The organism is Shewanella xiamenensis (assembly GCF_024971755.1).
Lineage (GTDB): Bacteria > Pseudomonadota > Gammaproteobacteria > Enterobacterales > Shewanellaceae > Shewanella > Shewanella xiamenensis.
In genome coordinates, this window is sequence record NZ_CP079718.1 from 415617 (window position 1) to 431271 (window position 15655).

Annotated in this window: 13 protein-coding genes; 9 read left to right on the top strand and 4 right to left on the bottom strand. The window is 46.5% G+C overall.

Annotated features, from left to right (window positions below; all coding sequences use genetic code 11):
• Positions 1-10: 10 nt before the first annotated feature.
• Both envZ and ompR read right to left on the bottom strand, forming a co-directional pair.
• Positions 11-1327, bottom strand: a complete 1317-nt coding sequence (gene envZ / locus KXJ80_RS02925) for a two-component system sensor histidine kinase EnvZ (RefSeq protein WP_037427393.1) — start codon at positions 1325-1327, stop codon at positions 11-13.
• A gap of 40 nt (positions 1328-1367) precedes the next feature.
• The gene (ompR, locus tag KXJ80_RS02930; protein WP_037423742.1) at positions 1368-2093 is read right to left on the bottom strand and encodes an osmolarity response regulator transcription factor OmpR; all 726 of its coding nucleotides are present in this window, start codon (positions 2091-2093) and stop codon (positions 1368-1370) included.
• Positions 2094-2469: 376 nt separating this feature from the next.
• On the opposite strand from ompR, the gene greB reads away from it, so the two are divergent.
• The 3 genes from greB (at position 2470) to KXJ80_RS02945 (ending at position 7670) form a co-directional block, all read left to right on the top strand.
• The gene (gene greB, locus KXJ80_RS02935; protein ID WP_037423740.1) at positions 2470-2985 is read left to right on the top strand and encodes a transcription elongation factor GreB; all 516 of its coding nucleotides are present in this window, start codon (positions 2470-2472) and stop codon (positions 2983-2985) included.
• A gap of 129 nt (positions 2986-3114) precedes the next feature.
• On the top strand, positions 3115-5481 hold the full coding sequence (locus tag KXJ80_RS02940; protein WP_218737778.1) for a Tex family protein: 2367 nt from the start codon (positions 3115-3117) through the stop codon (positions 5479-5481).
• A 215-nt stretch (positions 5482-5696) separates the two neighbouring features.
• Entirely contained in the window at positions 5697-7670 is a 1974-nt protein-coding gene (locus tag KXJ80_RS02945) for an LTA synthase family protein (RefSeq protein ID WP_218737779.1), read from the top strand.
• Between the two features lie 57 nt (positions 7671-7727).
• Here the strand turns inward: KXJ80_RS02945 and KXJ80_RS02950 are convergent, their stop codons facing one another.
• Together KXJ80_RS02950 and bioH are read right to left on the bottom strand one after the other, a co-directional pair.
• Positions 7728-8282: a hypothetical protein gene (locus KXJ80_RS02950; protein WP_047537845.1), complete on the bottom strand. Its 555-nt coding sequence runs from the start codon at positions 8280-8282 to the stop codon at positions 7728-7730.
• Between the two features lie 61 nt (positions 8283-8343).
• A complete protein-coding gene (gene bioH, locus KXJ80_RS02955) occupies positions 8344-9135 on the bottom strand; it encodes a pimeloyl-ACP methyl ester esterase BioH (protein WP_218737780.1) in 792 nt (263 codons plus the stop codon).
• A 25-nt stretch (positions 9136-9160) separates the two neighbouring features.
• Between bioH and KXJ80_RS02960 the strand changes: the two genes are divergently transcribed.
• From KXJ80_RS02960 to urdA, 6 genes are all read left to right on the top strand, one after another.
• On the top strand, positions 9161-9949 hold the full coding sequence (locus KXJ80_RS02960) for a ComFC family protein (protein ID WP_218737781.1): 789 nt from the start codon (positions 9161-9163) through the stop codon (positions 9947-9949).
• 171 nt (positions 9950-10120) lie between these two features.
• The gene (locus KXJ80_RS02965) at positions 10121-10867 is read left to right on the top strand and encodes a response regulator transcription factor (protein WP_218737782.1); all 747 of its coding nucleotides are present in this window, start codon (positions 10121-10123) and stop codon (positions 10865-10867) included.
• 2 nt (positions 10868-10869) lie between these two features.
• On the top strand, positions 10870-11547 hold the full coding sequence (locus KXJ80_RS02970; protein ID WP_218737783.1) for a response regulator transcription factor: 678 nt from the start codon (positions 10870-10872) through the stop codon (positions 11545-11547).
• Positions 11534-12775: a sensor histidine kinase gene (locus KXJ80_RS02975; protein WP_218737784.1), complete on the top strand. Its 1242-nt coding sequence runs from the start codon at positions 11534-11536 to the stop codon at positions 12773-12775. The genes KXJ80_RS02970 and KXJ80_RS02975 overlap by 14 nt, the downstream gene beginning before the upstream one ends.
• Positions 12776-12949: 174 nt before the next feature.
• Complete coding sequence (locus tag KXJ80_RS02980; RefSeq protein WP_218737785.1) at positions 12950-13714, top strand: nucleoside-specific channel-forming Tsx family protein; 765 nt, start codon at positions 12950-12952, stop codon at positions 13712-13714.
• 92 nt (positions 13715-13806) lie between these two features.
• The gene (gene urdA, locus KXJ80_RS02985) at positions 13807-15555 is read left to right on the top strand and encodes a urocanate reductase (protein WP_218737786.1); all 1749 of its coding nucleotides are present in this window, start codon (positions 13807-13809) and stop codon (positions 15553-15555) included.
• Positions 15556-15655 lie beyond the last annotated feature (100 nt).

Consider the following 15655-nt stretch of genomic DNA (forward strand, 5'->3'; position numbering starts at 1 on the left):
GATTTTGGGATTATTCTAGCGGTAGCCAAACTTGGGCTTTTAAACCGCCTGCGGCGCGATTCGAGAGGGTAATTTGGCCTTGGTGGCGGTCGATAATCCGTTTGATGATGGCGAGCCCAAGCCCTGAGCCGACACTGCCACGGGCAATATCACCTTGGGTAAAAGGTTGGAAGAGTGTAGGAATTTGTGATTCATCTATCCCTGGGCCATTATCTTCAACGCTAAAGCCGATGCGTTTGCCATCAAATTGCGAGCTTATCCGCACCCAGCCGGAGCCATAACGAAAGGCGTTTTCAACTAAGTTGCTCAACACCCGCTTAATCGCCAGCCCTTGAAATAAGGCCTCGGGGCAATCGCTCAGCACGACTTCAATTTCACCGTCGCGGTTGGCTTCGGCTTGGGCAATATCTTGAATGAGTTTATTGATTTGCCCGGGCTCGCGGCTGGCTTCCTGATCTTGGCGAATATAGGCAATAAATTGGCTGATAATGGCATCCATATCTTCAATATCGTTGACGATACCGTCTTTAAGATATTGATCTTCTTCAACCATCATCTCAGAGGCAAGGCGGATGCGGGTCAGCGGCGTGCGCAAATCGTGGGAAATTCCCGCCATCAACAGTGCACGATCTTGCTCTAGCTGCTTCATGCTATGGGCCATCTGGTTAAAGGCGTTGGTCACTTCCACCAGTTCGCTGGAGCCTTTAAGCGGCAAAGGATCGGGAAACTCGCCACGGGACACCGAGATCGCGGCTTTTTGTAAGCGCCTTAATGGTCTGTTTTGCTGGCGAGCAAACCACCATCCGCCGGCAACACTGAGTGCGCCGATCACCATCAAGTACAAGGTCAGTGGCGACAAGTCGGAAACATTTTGCCCAATCAGCGGCACTTTAATCCACACAGACGGCGCCTGCGGTGGGCGGATCCAAATTTGCAAAACACTGCCGTGGGTGACACGGACTTCGGCATCGCCACCGAGATATTCCGACATCTGTGATGACCAAAAACCGTAGTAGGTGGCTTGTTCGATGCCCGCTTCACGGGCTTGCTGTTGGTTATACACCTTCATGCCATCGTCGCGGACTTTGGCATTGAGTGCATCGACTATGGTTAAATGCTCGCGGCCGATATCGACACCATCGACAAATAACAGATTGATTTGACGGGCGATTAACTGGTTGATTTGTTGATAGCTGGGTTTTAACACATACACTGCGACAGTGACATAGGACACCAGCTGATTGATCAGCAGCAAACAACCAATCAGCAGTACCGTTTGACTAAAGGCGCTGCGCGGAAGGAGTCGCTGCCACCACTTAAGTTTCATAGTCGTGCCAAAAAAGCGTCAACAACAGGCCAAAAGCAGCTCATCGACGGGCGGCACCGTCGGGTACAAATACATAGCCTAATCCCCACACGGTTTGAATGTAGCGCGGATTAGCGGGGTCTTTTTCAATTAAGCGCCGTAGACGCGATACCTGCACGTCAATCGAGCGCTCGAGCGCCGAATAATCACGACCACGGGCGAGGTTCATCAGTTTGTCCCGCGATAACGGTTCCCGTGGATGGGTGACTAACACTTTTAATACCGCAAATTCGCCACTGGTCAGCGCGATGGCTTCATCACCGTGGTACATCTCACGGGTAGCTAGGTCGAGTGAAAACTCGCCAAAGCTAATTTCGGCTTCTTGCTGCGCGGGCGCGCCGGGCACATCCTGTATTTGGCGGCGCATCACCGCTTTAATCCGCGCCAACAATTCACGCGGATTAAAAGGTTTTGGCAGATAATCATCGGCACCGAGTTCTAAGCCGATAATGCGGTCGACTTCATCGCCTTTGGCGGTGAGCATCACAATCGGAATGGTGCTGCCCTGTTGGCGCAGACGACGGCAGATAGATAAGCCATCTTCCCCGGGCAACATCAGATCGAGCACAATCAAATGAAAGTTTTCTCGCTCCAGTAAACGGTCCATCTGCTCAGCATTGGCCGCACTGCGTACCTGATAGCCTTGCTCCATCAGGTAACGCTCGAGTAGTGCTCGTAGGCGCATATCATCATCGACAACGAGGATTTTCGAGGTTTCTTGTCCCATGGGATGTCCTTAAATTGCTCGGATTATTGCTTTTATTTTTTATGCCGTCATACAACAAAGATTAACTGGCTGAAATTGAAAACGAATCTGCCAAGAATGCGCTTAATATAGCTGGATTCAATCTGAGCGACTAGCTCATGATGTAAGCCAACCACGGTCGAATGCGACAAATTGCCAACTCATGTTAATACTAAGCAAATGAAATTGCATGGGAATCGTTGAATATATTCACTATACATATGAAATTGTAACTAAATTGGCATTTCTGGCAGCGGTGCTTTTTGCTAGTCCTTAACTTTGGCGTCGACTCTGAGTATCATCAGTGCCATGCCTGTTTAAAATTATGCTCGTTGTTAGTTAACTATAGAGTCTTAACATGAAAGCGCATTTGATCACCCGCCAAGGCTGGATGACCTTAGATAAAGAATTAAAATACCTGTGGAAGGAATATCGCCCGCAGATCACCCTCAAAGTGCAAGAGGCCGCCGCGCAGGGCGATCGAAGTGAAAATGCGGATTACACTTATAATAAAAGGCTTTTGCGTCAGATAGATAGTCGTGTTCGCTATTTGGTTAAGCGTCTCGAAGAACTCAAAATTGTCGACTATTCTCCGCAGCAGGAAGGCAAAATTTACTTTGGTGCTTGGTTTGAGCTTGAAAACGACGCGGGTGAGCGGGTGCGTTATCGGATTGTCGGTAAAGATGAGCTCGATACTAAACTGGGTTATATCACTATTGATTCCCCCATGGCGCGGGCGCTTATTGGCAAACAAGTTGATGATGAAGTGGTGGTGCAAACGCCCTCTGGCCCAAAGACATGGTATATCAACGAAATCCGTTATACGCCGTTCGACACCTTGCTTGACTCGTCGCTCGCGGACGAGGGGGAATAAACCTCGCGAGATCAAACTCTCGGCGATTTTCAGCGGCAAATCGCTCGCATCATATGAAACAACGACTGCGCCTGTGGTATCTTGGGCGCAATTAGGATTAATCAAACCGTTAGGCACGATACTTTATTTATGCAGACTATTGCCCAAATTATTGCTCAGGAACTCAATGTTCGTGAGCATCAAGTCACTGCCACCATAGATTTGCTCGACAATGGTGCCACTGTTCCCTTCGTCGCCCGTTATCGTAAAGAGGCGACTGGTGGTTTAGACGACACCCAGTTACGCACGCTGTACAGCCGTTTAGGTTATTTGCGTGAGTTAAATGACAGACGTCAGGTGATTTTATCCAGCATTCAAGCGCAGGGTAAGTTAACGCCTGAGCTGCAACGGGAAATCGAAGGCGCCGATAGTAAAACGCGTCTCGAGGATCTGTATCTTCCCTTCAAACCTAAGCGCCGCACTAAGGGCCAAATTGCCATTGAAGCGGGATTAGAGCCGCTGGTCGAAACCTTGTTAGCGGATCGCAATGCCGATATTGAAGCATTGGCTGCGGGTTATCTGAATCTGGAAGCGGGTTTTGCCGACACCAAAGCGGTATTGGAAGGCGCCCGTTACATTCTGATGGAGCGTTACGCCGAAGATGCGGAATTACTGCGTAAAGTTCGCGAACATTTAAGCCAAAACAGTGTGTTAGAGAGCCGTGTTATTGCCGGCAAAGAGAAGGAAGGCGCGAAGTTTCGCGATTATTTCGAGCACAACGAACCTTTGGCCAAAGTGCCATCTCACCGCGCCTTAGCTATGCTCCGTGGCCGTAATGAAGGCTTCCTGTCGTTATCGATGAATGCCGATCCTGGCGCAGAGGCGGGTCAAGGCAGTTACTGCGAAGTCATTATTAGTGAGCATTTAGGCTTAAAGCTGGGCGATAGCAGTGTGGATCAGTGGCTCAAAACGGTCGTTACTGCCACGTGGCGAATTAAAATTGCCCTGCAAATGGAAACCGAGTTTATCTCGCAAATGCGTGAGCGCGCCGAAGCGGAAGCCATTAACGTATTTGCCCGTAACTTGGGTGATTTGCTGATGGCCGCGCCAGCGGGCGCCAAGGCAACCATGGGCCTAGACCCAGGTCTACGTACTGGCGTTAAAGTCGCCGTGGTGGATAACACGGGTAAGTTGGTGGCACACACCACGATTTTCCCCCATGCACCACAGAATTTATGGGACAAGTCGATTCGTACCCTCGCCAACTTAGTGCAAATGCATAAGGTAGAGTTAATCGCGATTGGTAACGGCACCGCCTCCCGTGAAACCGATAAATTAGCGGCTGAGTTGATCGCCAGCCTCAAGGATAGCCAACCACAGCTGACCAAAGTGATGGTGAGCGAGGCGGGCGCCTCGGTGTATTCCGCATCAGAGCTGGCGGCGCTGGAATTCCCTGAGCTAGACGTTTCGATTCGCGGCGCGGTCTCAATTGCCCGTCGTTTACAGGACCCATTAGCGGAACTGGTGAAGATTGAGCCTAAGTCTATTGGCGTTGGTCAATATCAACACGATGTGAGTCAAAGCCAGCTTTCTAGCTCGCTCGAGGCCGTGGTCGAGGATTGCGTAAACGGTGTGGGCGTGGACTTAAACATGGCATCTGTGCCTTTGCTATCGCAAGTTGCAGGTTTAAATAAAACCTTGGCCAAAAACGTGGTGGATTACCGCGACGCCAACGGCGCCTTCAAAAATCGTAAAGAGCTGTTAAAAGTGCCGCGTTTAGGCCCTAAAGCCTTTGAGCAAGCCGCAGGCTTTTTACGTATTCGTGACGGCGATAATCCATTGGATATGTCAGCGGTTCACCCCGAAGCCTATTCGTTGGTCGAAACGATTGCCAAGACCAAACAAGTCGATGTGGCGAGCCTTATCGGCAATTCAGAATTATTACGCAACATCAAACCGCAGGAGTTTACGACTCCTGAGTTTGGTCTGCCGACAGTGACCGACATCCTTAGCGAGCTAGATAAACCTGGCCGCGACCCCCGTGGCGAGTTTAAAACCGCTAAGTTTAAAGATGGGGTTGAAGAGCTTAAGGATCTGAAACCTGAGATGATTCTTGAAGGCGTTGTCACCAACGTGACTAACTTTGGTGCCTTTGTGGATATCGGCGTGCACCAAGATGGTTTAGTGCATATCTCGTCATTAACCGACAAATTTATTACCGATCCCCATACCGTGGTCAAAGCGGGTGATGTGGTAAAAGTGAAGGTGATGGAAGTGGATGTGGAGCGCCGCCGAATTGGCCTGAGTATGCGTCTGGATGAGGCGATTGATCTGAGTAAGTCGCAAACTCGCACGCCAGTGCAGGGTAAGCATCAGGGTAGCAAGCCGAATCAGCACAAAGCGTCACAACACAAATCATCACAACCTCAGTCTGGGCGGTCAGCACCCAAGCCAGCCCCTGTCAATGCGGCGATGGGCAATGCCTTTGCTGATGCTTTCGCTAAGCTGAAAAAGTAAGTCATCTCGATGCGACTCGGGTGTTAGCATGTGCCCGAGTCGACATTTTTTACCCCTCAATCACAAAATTGTTGCATGTTTGCTACGACAGGTAATATAAAGGCGGCAATTTAATGCAACCTTAAGCCAGATCGGTTGTCATATAGCAACTTCTGGTAATTTTTCAAATTGACACTCCAAAGCTGAGTGTGCGTTTAATGTTTTTGGGGTAATACATGCAGTCAGGTTTATCTGCTGGTGGACGCAAGGGCGCCCACGGGCCCTTTCGCGTCATTCTTATTTTCAGTCTGTTAGTTCTAGCTATAGCTACCGCTAGCCGAATCAGTTTAGGCCTGTGGCAGGGCGAACGTGTAGCCGCTGTTGACGGTTGGTCGCATTTGTTGCTGCAAGGTATTCGTGTCGATATTGCAACCCTATGTTGGTTATGGGGTGTGGCTGCTTTAGGTACGGCGATATTTTCGGGCGATCATTTGATTGGCCGAGCATGGCAATGGATTCTGCGTTTATGGCTAACCATAGGCCTCTGGACTATCTTATTCCTCGAAGTGTCGACGCCCGCTTTTATTGAGGAATATGGCATTCGCCCTAATCGTTTGTATGTGGAGTATTTGATTTATCCCAAAGAAGTGCTGTCGATGCTGTGGGCGGGACGCAAGCTTGAGCTGATTTTTTCTGTGGTGCTGAGTATCGCAACCCTATGGGGTGGCTGGGTATTGAGCGGTAAGTTGTGTAAAAACCTGCGTTTCCCCCGTTGGTATTGGCGCCCGGTGTTAGCCGTGCTGGTTATCGTTTTGACCCTATTGGGTGCGCGTTCAACCTTAGGTCATAGACCGATTAACCCAGCGATGGTGGCATTTGCCGATGATCCATTAGTAAACTCCTTAGTGATCAACTCCGCTTATTCTTTAGTGTTTGCGATCAAACAAATGGGCAGTGAGGAAGATGCTTCTAAGGTGTATGGCTCCTTGGACAAAGATGAGATTATCAAGGTCATTAGGCAGGAGAGCGGTCGCCCTGAGAGTGCGTTTACCTCAAATGAACTTCCCTCTCTGAGTTTTAACCAAGCCAGTTATACCGGAAAGCCTAAAAATTTAGTGATCTTGCTGCAAGAAAGTCTGGGAGCCCGTTTTGTGGGGAGTTTAGGCGGTTTGCCGTTAACGCCGAATATCGATGCCCTCTCACAGGAAGGCTGGTATTTCGATAATCTCTACGCCACTGGCACACGCTCTGTGCGCGGAATCGAAGCTGTCACGACTGGTTTTACCCCTACGCCAGCCCGTGCGGTGGTGAAATTAGGCAAGAGCCAGACGGGTTTCTTCAGTATCGCTGAATTGTTAAAAAATCACGGCTATACCACCCAATTTATCTATGGTGGTGAGAGCCATTTTGACAATATGCGTAGCTTCTTCCTCGGGAATGGTTTTAGCGACATTATCGATCAGAAGGATTATAAATCTCCTGCGTTTGTCGGCTCTTGGGGTGCTTCTGATGAAGATTTAATGCGTAAGGCAAATAGTGAGTTTGAGCGTCTGCATAGCGAAGGTAAACCGTTCTTTAGTTTAGTGTTTAGCTCGAGTAACCACGATCCATTCGAATTCCCCGATGGCCGTATTGAGCTGTATGAGCAACCAAAACAAACCCGTAATAACGCGGCAAAATATGCCGATTATGCGATTGGTGAGTTCTTTAAGCTGGCCAAAAATGCCGACTACTGGAAGGACACAGTCTTTATTGTGGTAGCTGACCATGACAGTCGAGTCGGTGGTGCGGATCTGGTGCCAGTATCGCGTTTCCGTATTCCTGGGTTAATCCTTGGGGATAATGTTGCACCAAAACGCGATCACCGTATCGTGAGTCAAATCGACTTACCGCCAACCTTGTTATCTTTGATTGGTATTTCAGACTCTTACCCTATGTTAGGGCGTGACTTAACTCAGGTCAGCGATGATTGGCCTGGACGTGCACTGATGCAATACGACAAAAATTTTGCGTTGATGGAAGGCAAGGATGTGGTGATCCTGCAGCCAGAGAAAGCGGCGCAAGGTTTCCAATATGATGAAAAAACTGAGCACTTAACGCCTTATGCGCCCGCGGCGCAGGCGCTAGAGAAAAAGGCCTTAAGTTGGGCTCTGTGGGGCAGCCTAGCCTACCAGCAAGAGCTGTATCGCTCGGGTAACTCGAGCAAATAACCGCATAAAAAATGCCGTTTAATCAGCGGCATTTTTATTTCTACACGCCATAACCCATCAAATCCATGACGACATGGCGGGCTCGGCCTCTGGTTGAGTCTGCTGTGCATAATATTGGCTAATACGTTGCCCAACTTGTTGATAAAACTGAGGTGACTCCCCTTGTATAGGTTGACGAGCGGCGCTGGTATTGGTTTTTGCATTAGTATTTGTTGGCGGAGTATTGTTTTGGCCAACCTTTAAGCGAATATCCTTGCGTTGCAAGGCCGCAGGACCTCGGACTGGCACCCTAAGCGTTTTAGGAAGTGCGCGATCAGCAGCCACAACTGGAGCTTGTTTTTCTTGCTGTTGTTGACTCTGTTGCTGCGAGGATTGCTGTTGCTGCTGCTTTTGTTGAACTTGTTGCTGATTTTGCTCAAGTAATCGAGCCTGTTGCTGAGCTTGGTCAGCAGTACGTTCATTTTGCGGGTTAAAGGCGCGTTCTTCATGGCCTTTAGTCGCAGCCTGAGGTGGGATTACCACTGGTTTTAGCTGATTGTCGACCCGAGCCGAGTCCGTCGCGACATTGGTGGTCGCTAGCGGAACTTGGGGGTAATTACTGACAAGCAGCATGAAAAATTCCTTGTAGCCTTAATGGTTAAATACTAGCCATTTATTGCTCAAAGATAAAGCGCTAGTCCTTGAATTGCGCCAGCCAAGGTGTGATTGCTTGCAAGAATTCTTTCCTGTGGGACACAAACGGTGCGTGGGATGCCTTGGCGAGCATCACATCTGTGATATGGCTTGCGGTGGGCATTTGAGGTTGCACGCGTTTGGGCACGAGTCCATCGAGCCTGCCCCAAATCCGTAGCCAAGGTTGCTGTATCGCCGACAGCTGTGGCCTAAGATCGATTTGATTCAACATATCCAAACCTTGAGTTAAGGCCGCAGCATTGGGTAGCGGGCGTGCCAAGACTAAATCCCGCAGCTGCTTAATATCGTCTTTGGCGGTTTCGCTGCCCATGGCCTGAATCGCTAAAAAGCGCTCAATCGTTTTAGGTAAATTTTGCCCAAGCTGCTCGCCAAACATGCTGAGCACCTGTGGCGGAATACCGGGCCATGCTTCTTCCTCCCTTGCCATAAAACAGGGCGAGGACGCGATAGTTATTAATCCTCTGACATGGGAGGGATAGCTTATGGCGGCTTGAGTGGCGACTAATCCGCCTAGTGACCAGCCAGCCCAAATTGCATTGGCGGGCAAGGCATGGATTAGGGCATCCACCCAAGTCGATAAATCGCCTACGATTGGTTGACTTAAGCCAAAGCCAGGCAGATCGACATAGTGCACCCTATACTCAGACAGTTGCTCATGGAGCGGCGTAAACACGGCGCTATTAACCCCCCAACCGTGGATCATCACCAGATCTGGCCCTTGGCCAATGGTTTCGATATGCAGTGGATGATGAGCAGACGTTGTAGCGTTCACTAAAATACCTCTAATAGGATGTTGTATGTCAGGCGATAGCAAATGGATTTGGTCGCAGCAAGGGGCGAAGTTTTTACGCTTAGTTTCGTATTGGGGGCAGCGTTACTTGGCAGGCAGTTTACCTAACCGTTGCTTACTGTGCCACCAATCACTAAATTCAACGGAAGCCGGATTTTGCCAGATATGCCTGCAAACGGGTTTGTATCACAGCCCAATTTGCTTAGGTTGTGGCAAATCCATGCAACTTGAACTCGAGTATTGCGGTGAATGCCAACGTCATCAACCGCGAAAAGTCATCGCACCCTGTAGTTATCATCAAGGCTTTGGCCCTTGGATAGCGGCTATTAAATATCAGGGGCAACTCGCTGCCTTACCCATTCTGTGCCAAGCCTTAGTGGCGCGCATTGGTCAGCTTGAACAGCAAGGATTAATCACGCTACCGCAGGCCATAGTGCCAGTCCCTTTACACCCTAATCGGCTGCGCCAACGTGGATTTAATCAAGCATGGTTAATCGCCCATGAGTTATCGCAACGCTTACAGTTGCCCTTAGTTGATCAAGGATTAACACGGCGGCAGGATACCCGCCCACAGGCTGGACTCAATGGTGCGCAGCGGCGAAGAAATCTACAGGATGCCTTTGAGTTAAATGCTGATTTTGCCTATCAACGCATTGCATTAGTGGATGATGTGGTGACGACAGGCACGACGGTTGCGGAAATCGCCCAGTTATTCGAAGCGCGTTACGTGCATGTTCAAATATGGTGTCTTGCACGAGCCGAAGCGCCAGGCTTGTTGGAGATAACTAACTTATAGTTAACAAAGATCGTTGCAGTGTAGCGTTACGAACGTCAAAACTATGTCAAAAATATGGAATATAAAAAATAACTTTTAATTTTGCGATCAAATGTAAGTATATGTATCTATAGATTTTGTTTGTTACTTGTATTGAGATACCTTCTAATCATATTTTGTTTGGGGGTATTTATGGACGCTAAACGAGCGCTATCAAATGCCAATATGGCATCGACATTACAAGACGTTATTCAGGCGATAAGTGCTGCTTTGAAACCGCACGGTTTTAGTGGATTCTGGTTTCAAGGGGTCGCACATTGTGCGTATGAAAACTATCACTTCCCAAAAGAAACCAATTTGTTCTCGCAAGCCTCGCTGCGTAAACCCACTGCCAGCGTAGCTTCATCCCCAAAAGTTGCCCAATTGCAGCGTTTTTATTTAAGTCAGATTGCCGCTAGTGATTTTAATTTTGGTTTTTCGTTAGATACATCAAAATCTTATATGTATCGCTTGTCGTGTGAGAAAAGTGACAAGACTCGCCGACTTTTTAATAAGCACCATATTCAAACCGTATTAAGTTGGCCCGTTGCATGCCATAGCAATCGACATTGGGCGGGTCGCTTTATTCTACTGAGTCATTTGGATGATTCGGACATCCAATTAACGGATTTGAGCGCGACCTTAAAGGATGCCCAAAACAAGCTATTTGAATGTAATAAGTCATTGTTTAATCCGTTTCTTCAAAGTTCTCTACTGAAAGATAATGCGAGAGATATCTTAGTTATGGTCGCAAACGGCCTGCAGAATGACGAAATTTCAACCCAGCTCCCGATAAGCATTAGGGGAGTTGAATACCATATGGAATCAATGCGTAGGAAGTTTGGGGCGACGAATCGAGCAAACTTAATTCATCTCGCCCATCAATATGAGTTGATCTAAATATGTTGGTATTACTGGTTGAAGACAACCGGCTGCTCTCTAACAACATCATTCAATATCTTGAATTGAGTGGCATAGAGTGCGATTACGCGTTCAACCTAGCGCAAGCAGAGATGCTCATTAGCCAGCAGCAATTTGACGCTATTATTCTCGATCTAAATTTGCCGGATGGGGATGGCATTGAAGCGTGTGAACGCTGGAAAGCACAGTGCATTACCTCACCAGTAATCATGTTAACTGCACGTAGTAGTCTGAATGATCGCTTGAGTGGGTTTACTGTGGGTGCAGACGATTATTTAATAAAACCCTTTGCGATGGAGGAGCTGGTCGCGCGGCTGAAGGTGGTAGCCCAGCGTCGTCCCGCACCCCAAAGGTTGATTATTGGTGACCTAGAAATCGATTTTGCAAACCACATGGTGTATCGGCAAGGGCAACTGCTGGCTTTGTCTAAAACCGGATGGCAGATCCTAGCTTTATTGGCGCGTCGTAGTCCAGAAACGGTGACTAGAGAAGAGATTGAGCGAATGCTTTGGCCCGACTGTGCACCAGATAGTGACAGCTTACGCAGCCATATTCATCTTTTACGCCGAGTGATCGATCGCCCGTTTGAGCGGCAAATATTACATACAATTCGTGGCGTTGGCTTAAGCCTTAGGGATGAAATCAATGCAAGCGCCTAAATTTAGCCTTAAGCGTAGCTATCAAGTGTGGGGAGTTATTTTTCTTTTAATAACCTTAGGCGTGAATAGTTTTATCCCGCTTTGCATGATGTGTGCAGGTATGATTTCTATGCATGAAGTCACAATGCACAATGCAGGACAAGCTGCCGAAGCATTACTGAAGGCGGCACAGCCAACTCAGCAACCATTACAGCAGCCGATTCTAAAAACCGATAACTTAACTGTCTATGCTCATTGGCGAGATATTCCGCTGCAAATTCGTAAGTTAAATAACAATGAAGTCTTAACAGATGCGAGCACAATTCGCTATGAGCATGCAGAAGGTCCCATTGTTAACGCGCTAAGTGTGTACTACCCCCAAACTGGCCAGCCGCTTTACGTTTGGCTACAGTTTAGCGTTACCCATGATTTGCACTTTGCCCCTAAGAATATGACGGCTATTTTGCTGCTTGTCTTGATCACCTTTTGTGCAAGCGCAAGCTTAGCGTTTTATATGCAAAGTAAAGTGATTACGCCTGTGCATCAAATTAGCCATGCGATTAAGCAGCATGATTGGGAAGCCGGAGGCAAACTGAGTTTACCGCAACAAGAATACGCTGAACTTAAAGCCATTGTTGATGCTTTAGATAACTCGATTTTACAGCTTCAAGAGGCCCAGCAACGCGAACTTAATTTTTTACGCTTTGCTAGCCATGAGTTAAGAACGCCAGTCGCCATATGCCAATCTTCATTCGAAATCCTCACATTACAACAAGGTGAGCTTACAGGACCAACGCTGTATGCTTCCCAAGCAACCAATCAAATGAAGTCACTCATTGAAACCTTACTGTGGTTGACCAATAAAGAGTGTTCCAGCTTAGAAAAGGAAAAAGTAGCGTTATCGCCTTTGCTTGCCAGTATTATCGAGGAGCAGCAACGGGTTCATGGTCATGAGCAAAAAATTCAATTATTTTCTGACGATACTTGTTTGCCCGTTCAGCTTCATCCACTAAAAATAATATTAAGCAATTTATTAAGGAATAGTATTGAACATGGTGGGATGGATATTCGCATTACTCAAGATGCTTGTTGTATAGAAATAACTAATTTCTACAATAGTAATGGCCGGCATGGATTTGGTTTAGGACTTTTACTGGTGAAACGTCTCGCAAATCAATTGGGTTGGATTTTTACTATCTCATCTGCAAATAATTTATTTTCCGCCAGGTTGGAAATATCTAACGGCTAAATAATGTAAACGATAAATTTACTGCATTAAACCACACACTTTTAAAATGCAAAAGCGCCGTTGGGCTTAGATCACATAGTCATCATGATATTCGTAGTAACGTTATTATATAAGGTTTACTGGTTGGTAGGTATTTGAAAATACTTCCTAGAATACATGGTTGAGAGGGGATCTATGTGTAAAAAAAGTGTGGCATCTATTTTAGTTAGCGCAATAGTATTTAGTGGTTCAGTATATGCTGACGTGAATAAAACGAGTGTGGATTTAGGTTATAAGTTTTATACCGGTGACACAAAAAATGATAACCCAGGTGTTTTTAATCAACCTTTTGTTAAGTTGAATCATTTGGGAATTGCTGACTGGGGGACTTACTTTGCTAATCTTAAGCTCGAAAACCCGGCTGAAATTGCAGAAAACCAGAAACATCTTGATGGTAAAACTACCATTAAGTCATTATTAATACTTGAAAATAAGCTCGGAGAATCGCAGTTCAACTTTTGGACTCAGAACTTTATCTCTGCGAGTGAAACGCTGGTTGAAGATAATCTTTATTTAGGTGTTACCCACAATGTAAAAATTCAAAAGTTATCACTAAACTATGGGGTCGGTTTAAACTATACCATTGGTAGCTTTTCCCCTACCTCTGAGAAGTTTAACGACCTATCAGGTTATGCTGTAGTTTTAAATGCAAAGTATCCATTTGAGTTACTAGGGTTTAAACATAGTTTAAGTTTGAATTATGAGGCGCAAATTGATAGGGATAAAGCGCATCAAGCATTATTTTCATACGACAGCTATGGTCATCAGATAATCACAACATTACAAACAAACCTTGTTGATTCAATTTTTTCAAAAATATATGTCACTCATTATGATAGCTGGGGATCACAATATAATGATGGGATTGAATACGGTGTATCTATTGGTTATCAGTTTTAACGGTTTGTCAAATAGGTTGAATTTTTAATAAGTAGAATCTCATTTCATTTGGTGTTGTTCTATTTTTTATCAAAAATAATAAGGGAATTATAATGCATTATAAAAAATCCATTATTGGTATTGCTGTCACTGCAACAGCAATTATTGCCGGCTGTCAAGTGACCCATCAAATAGTAAAAAGCCAAGGCACTGCTCAAGGTAAGCATGGCGAAGTGCAGGTCGAAACCACATTCAAAGACGGACATATTGTAGCGATTGATGTACTCAAGCAAAAGGAAAATAAAGTCCTTGCTGGTGCCGTATTTAAAGATGTTAAACAGGCAATTATTGATAATAACTCTATCGAGGTTGACGGTATTGCTGGCGCCACAGTAACGTCTAAAGCGCTCAAAGAAGCCGTGGGTAAAAGTATTGAAGCCGCGGGAGTCACTCTTGTTGCAACGGCTTCTGCTAAGAAAAGTGAGGCGTTAACCCCAGCAGAATATACCTATGATGTGGTGATTATTGGCTCGGGTGGAGCAGGTTTTAGCGCTGGTTTAGAGGCGAAAGCTGCGGGTCGCTCCGCTGTTATTATTGAAAAAATGCCAATTATTGGTGGTAACTCATTGATCTCTGGCGCTGAGATGAATGTGGCCGGTAGTTGGGTGCAAAAAAATATGGGAATTACCGATAGCAAAGAGCTGTTTATCAGCGACACGCTGAAAGGTGGTGATTTCAAAGGTGATCCTGAAATGGTTAAAACCATGGTCGATAATGCCGTCGGCGCAGCTGAATGGCTAAGGGATTACGTCAAAGTAGAATTCTACCCAGATCAATTATTTCAGTTTGGTGGACACAGCGTTAAACGGGCATTAATCCCTAAAGGTCATACTGGGGCTGAGGTCATTAGTAAGTTTTCGATTAAAGCTGATGAAGTCGGTTTACCGATCCATACCAATACTAAGGCTGAAAAGTTAATCCAAGATCAAACGGGTCGCATTGTAGGTGTAGAAGCGACACATAATGGCAAAACCATCACTTACCATGCTAAACGCGGTGTTGTGATTGCGACGGGTGGTTTCTCCTCTAATATGGAGATGCGTAAGAAATACAATCCAGAACTCGACGAGCGCTATGGTAGTACAGGCCATGCGGGCGGCACTGGTGATGGCATTGTAATGGCAGAGAAAATTCACGCAGCGGCTAAAAACATGGGATATATCCAGTCATATCCTATTTGTAGCCCAACCTCCGGCGCGATTGCCTTGATTGCAGACTCTCGTTTTTTTGGTGCGGTGTTAATCAACCAGAAGGGTGAGCGTTTTGTTGAGGAATTGGAGCGCCGAGATGTGATTTCGCATGCCATTCTAGCCCAGCCTGGCCGCTATACTTATGTGCTTTGGAATCAAGACATTGAAAACGTTGCCCATACAGTTGAAATGCATCAAGGTGAACTGAAGGAATTCACAAAAGATGGGCTAATGTACAAGGTCGATACCCTAGAAGAAGCCGCTAAAGTCTTTAATATTCCTGAAGATAAGCTGTTATCAACGATTAAAGACGTTAATCACTATGCCGCAACAGGAAAGGATGAGGCCTTTAATCATCGCTCAGGATTAGTCGATTTAAGTAAAGGACCTTATTGGATTTTAAAAGCGACACCTTCTGTGCACCATACGATGGGCGGCCTTGTGGTTGATACACGTACTCGTGTACTGGATGAACAAGGAAAAGTCATTCCGGGCTTATTTGCTGCGGGTGAAGTGACGGGGTTAACCCATGGAACCAATCGTCTCGGTGGTAATGCTTATACAGATATCATTGTTTTTGGCCGTATCGCCGGACAAGAAGCCGCAAAATAATTTGTCTTTTATAGGATCTTTTTAGCGACTCAATTGAGTCGCTTTTCTTTTTATTAATGCTTGTTTACTCATGCATAATGCTGATGTTTAAGTGTTATTT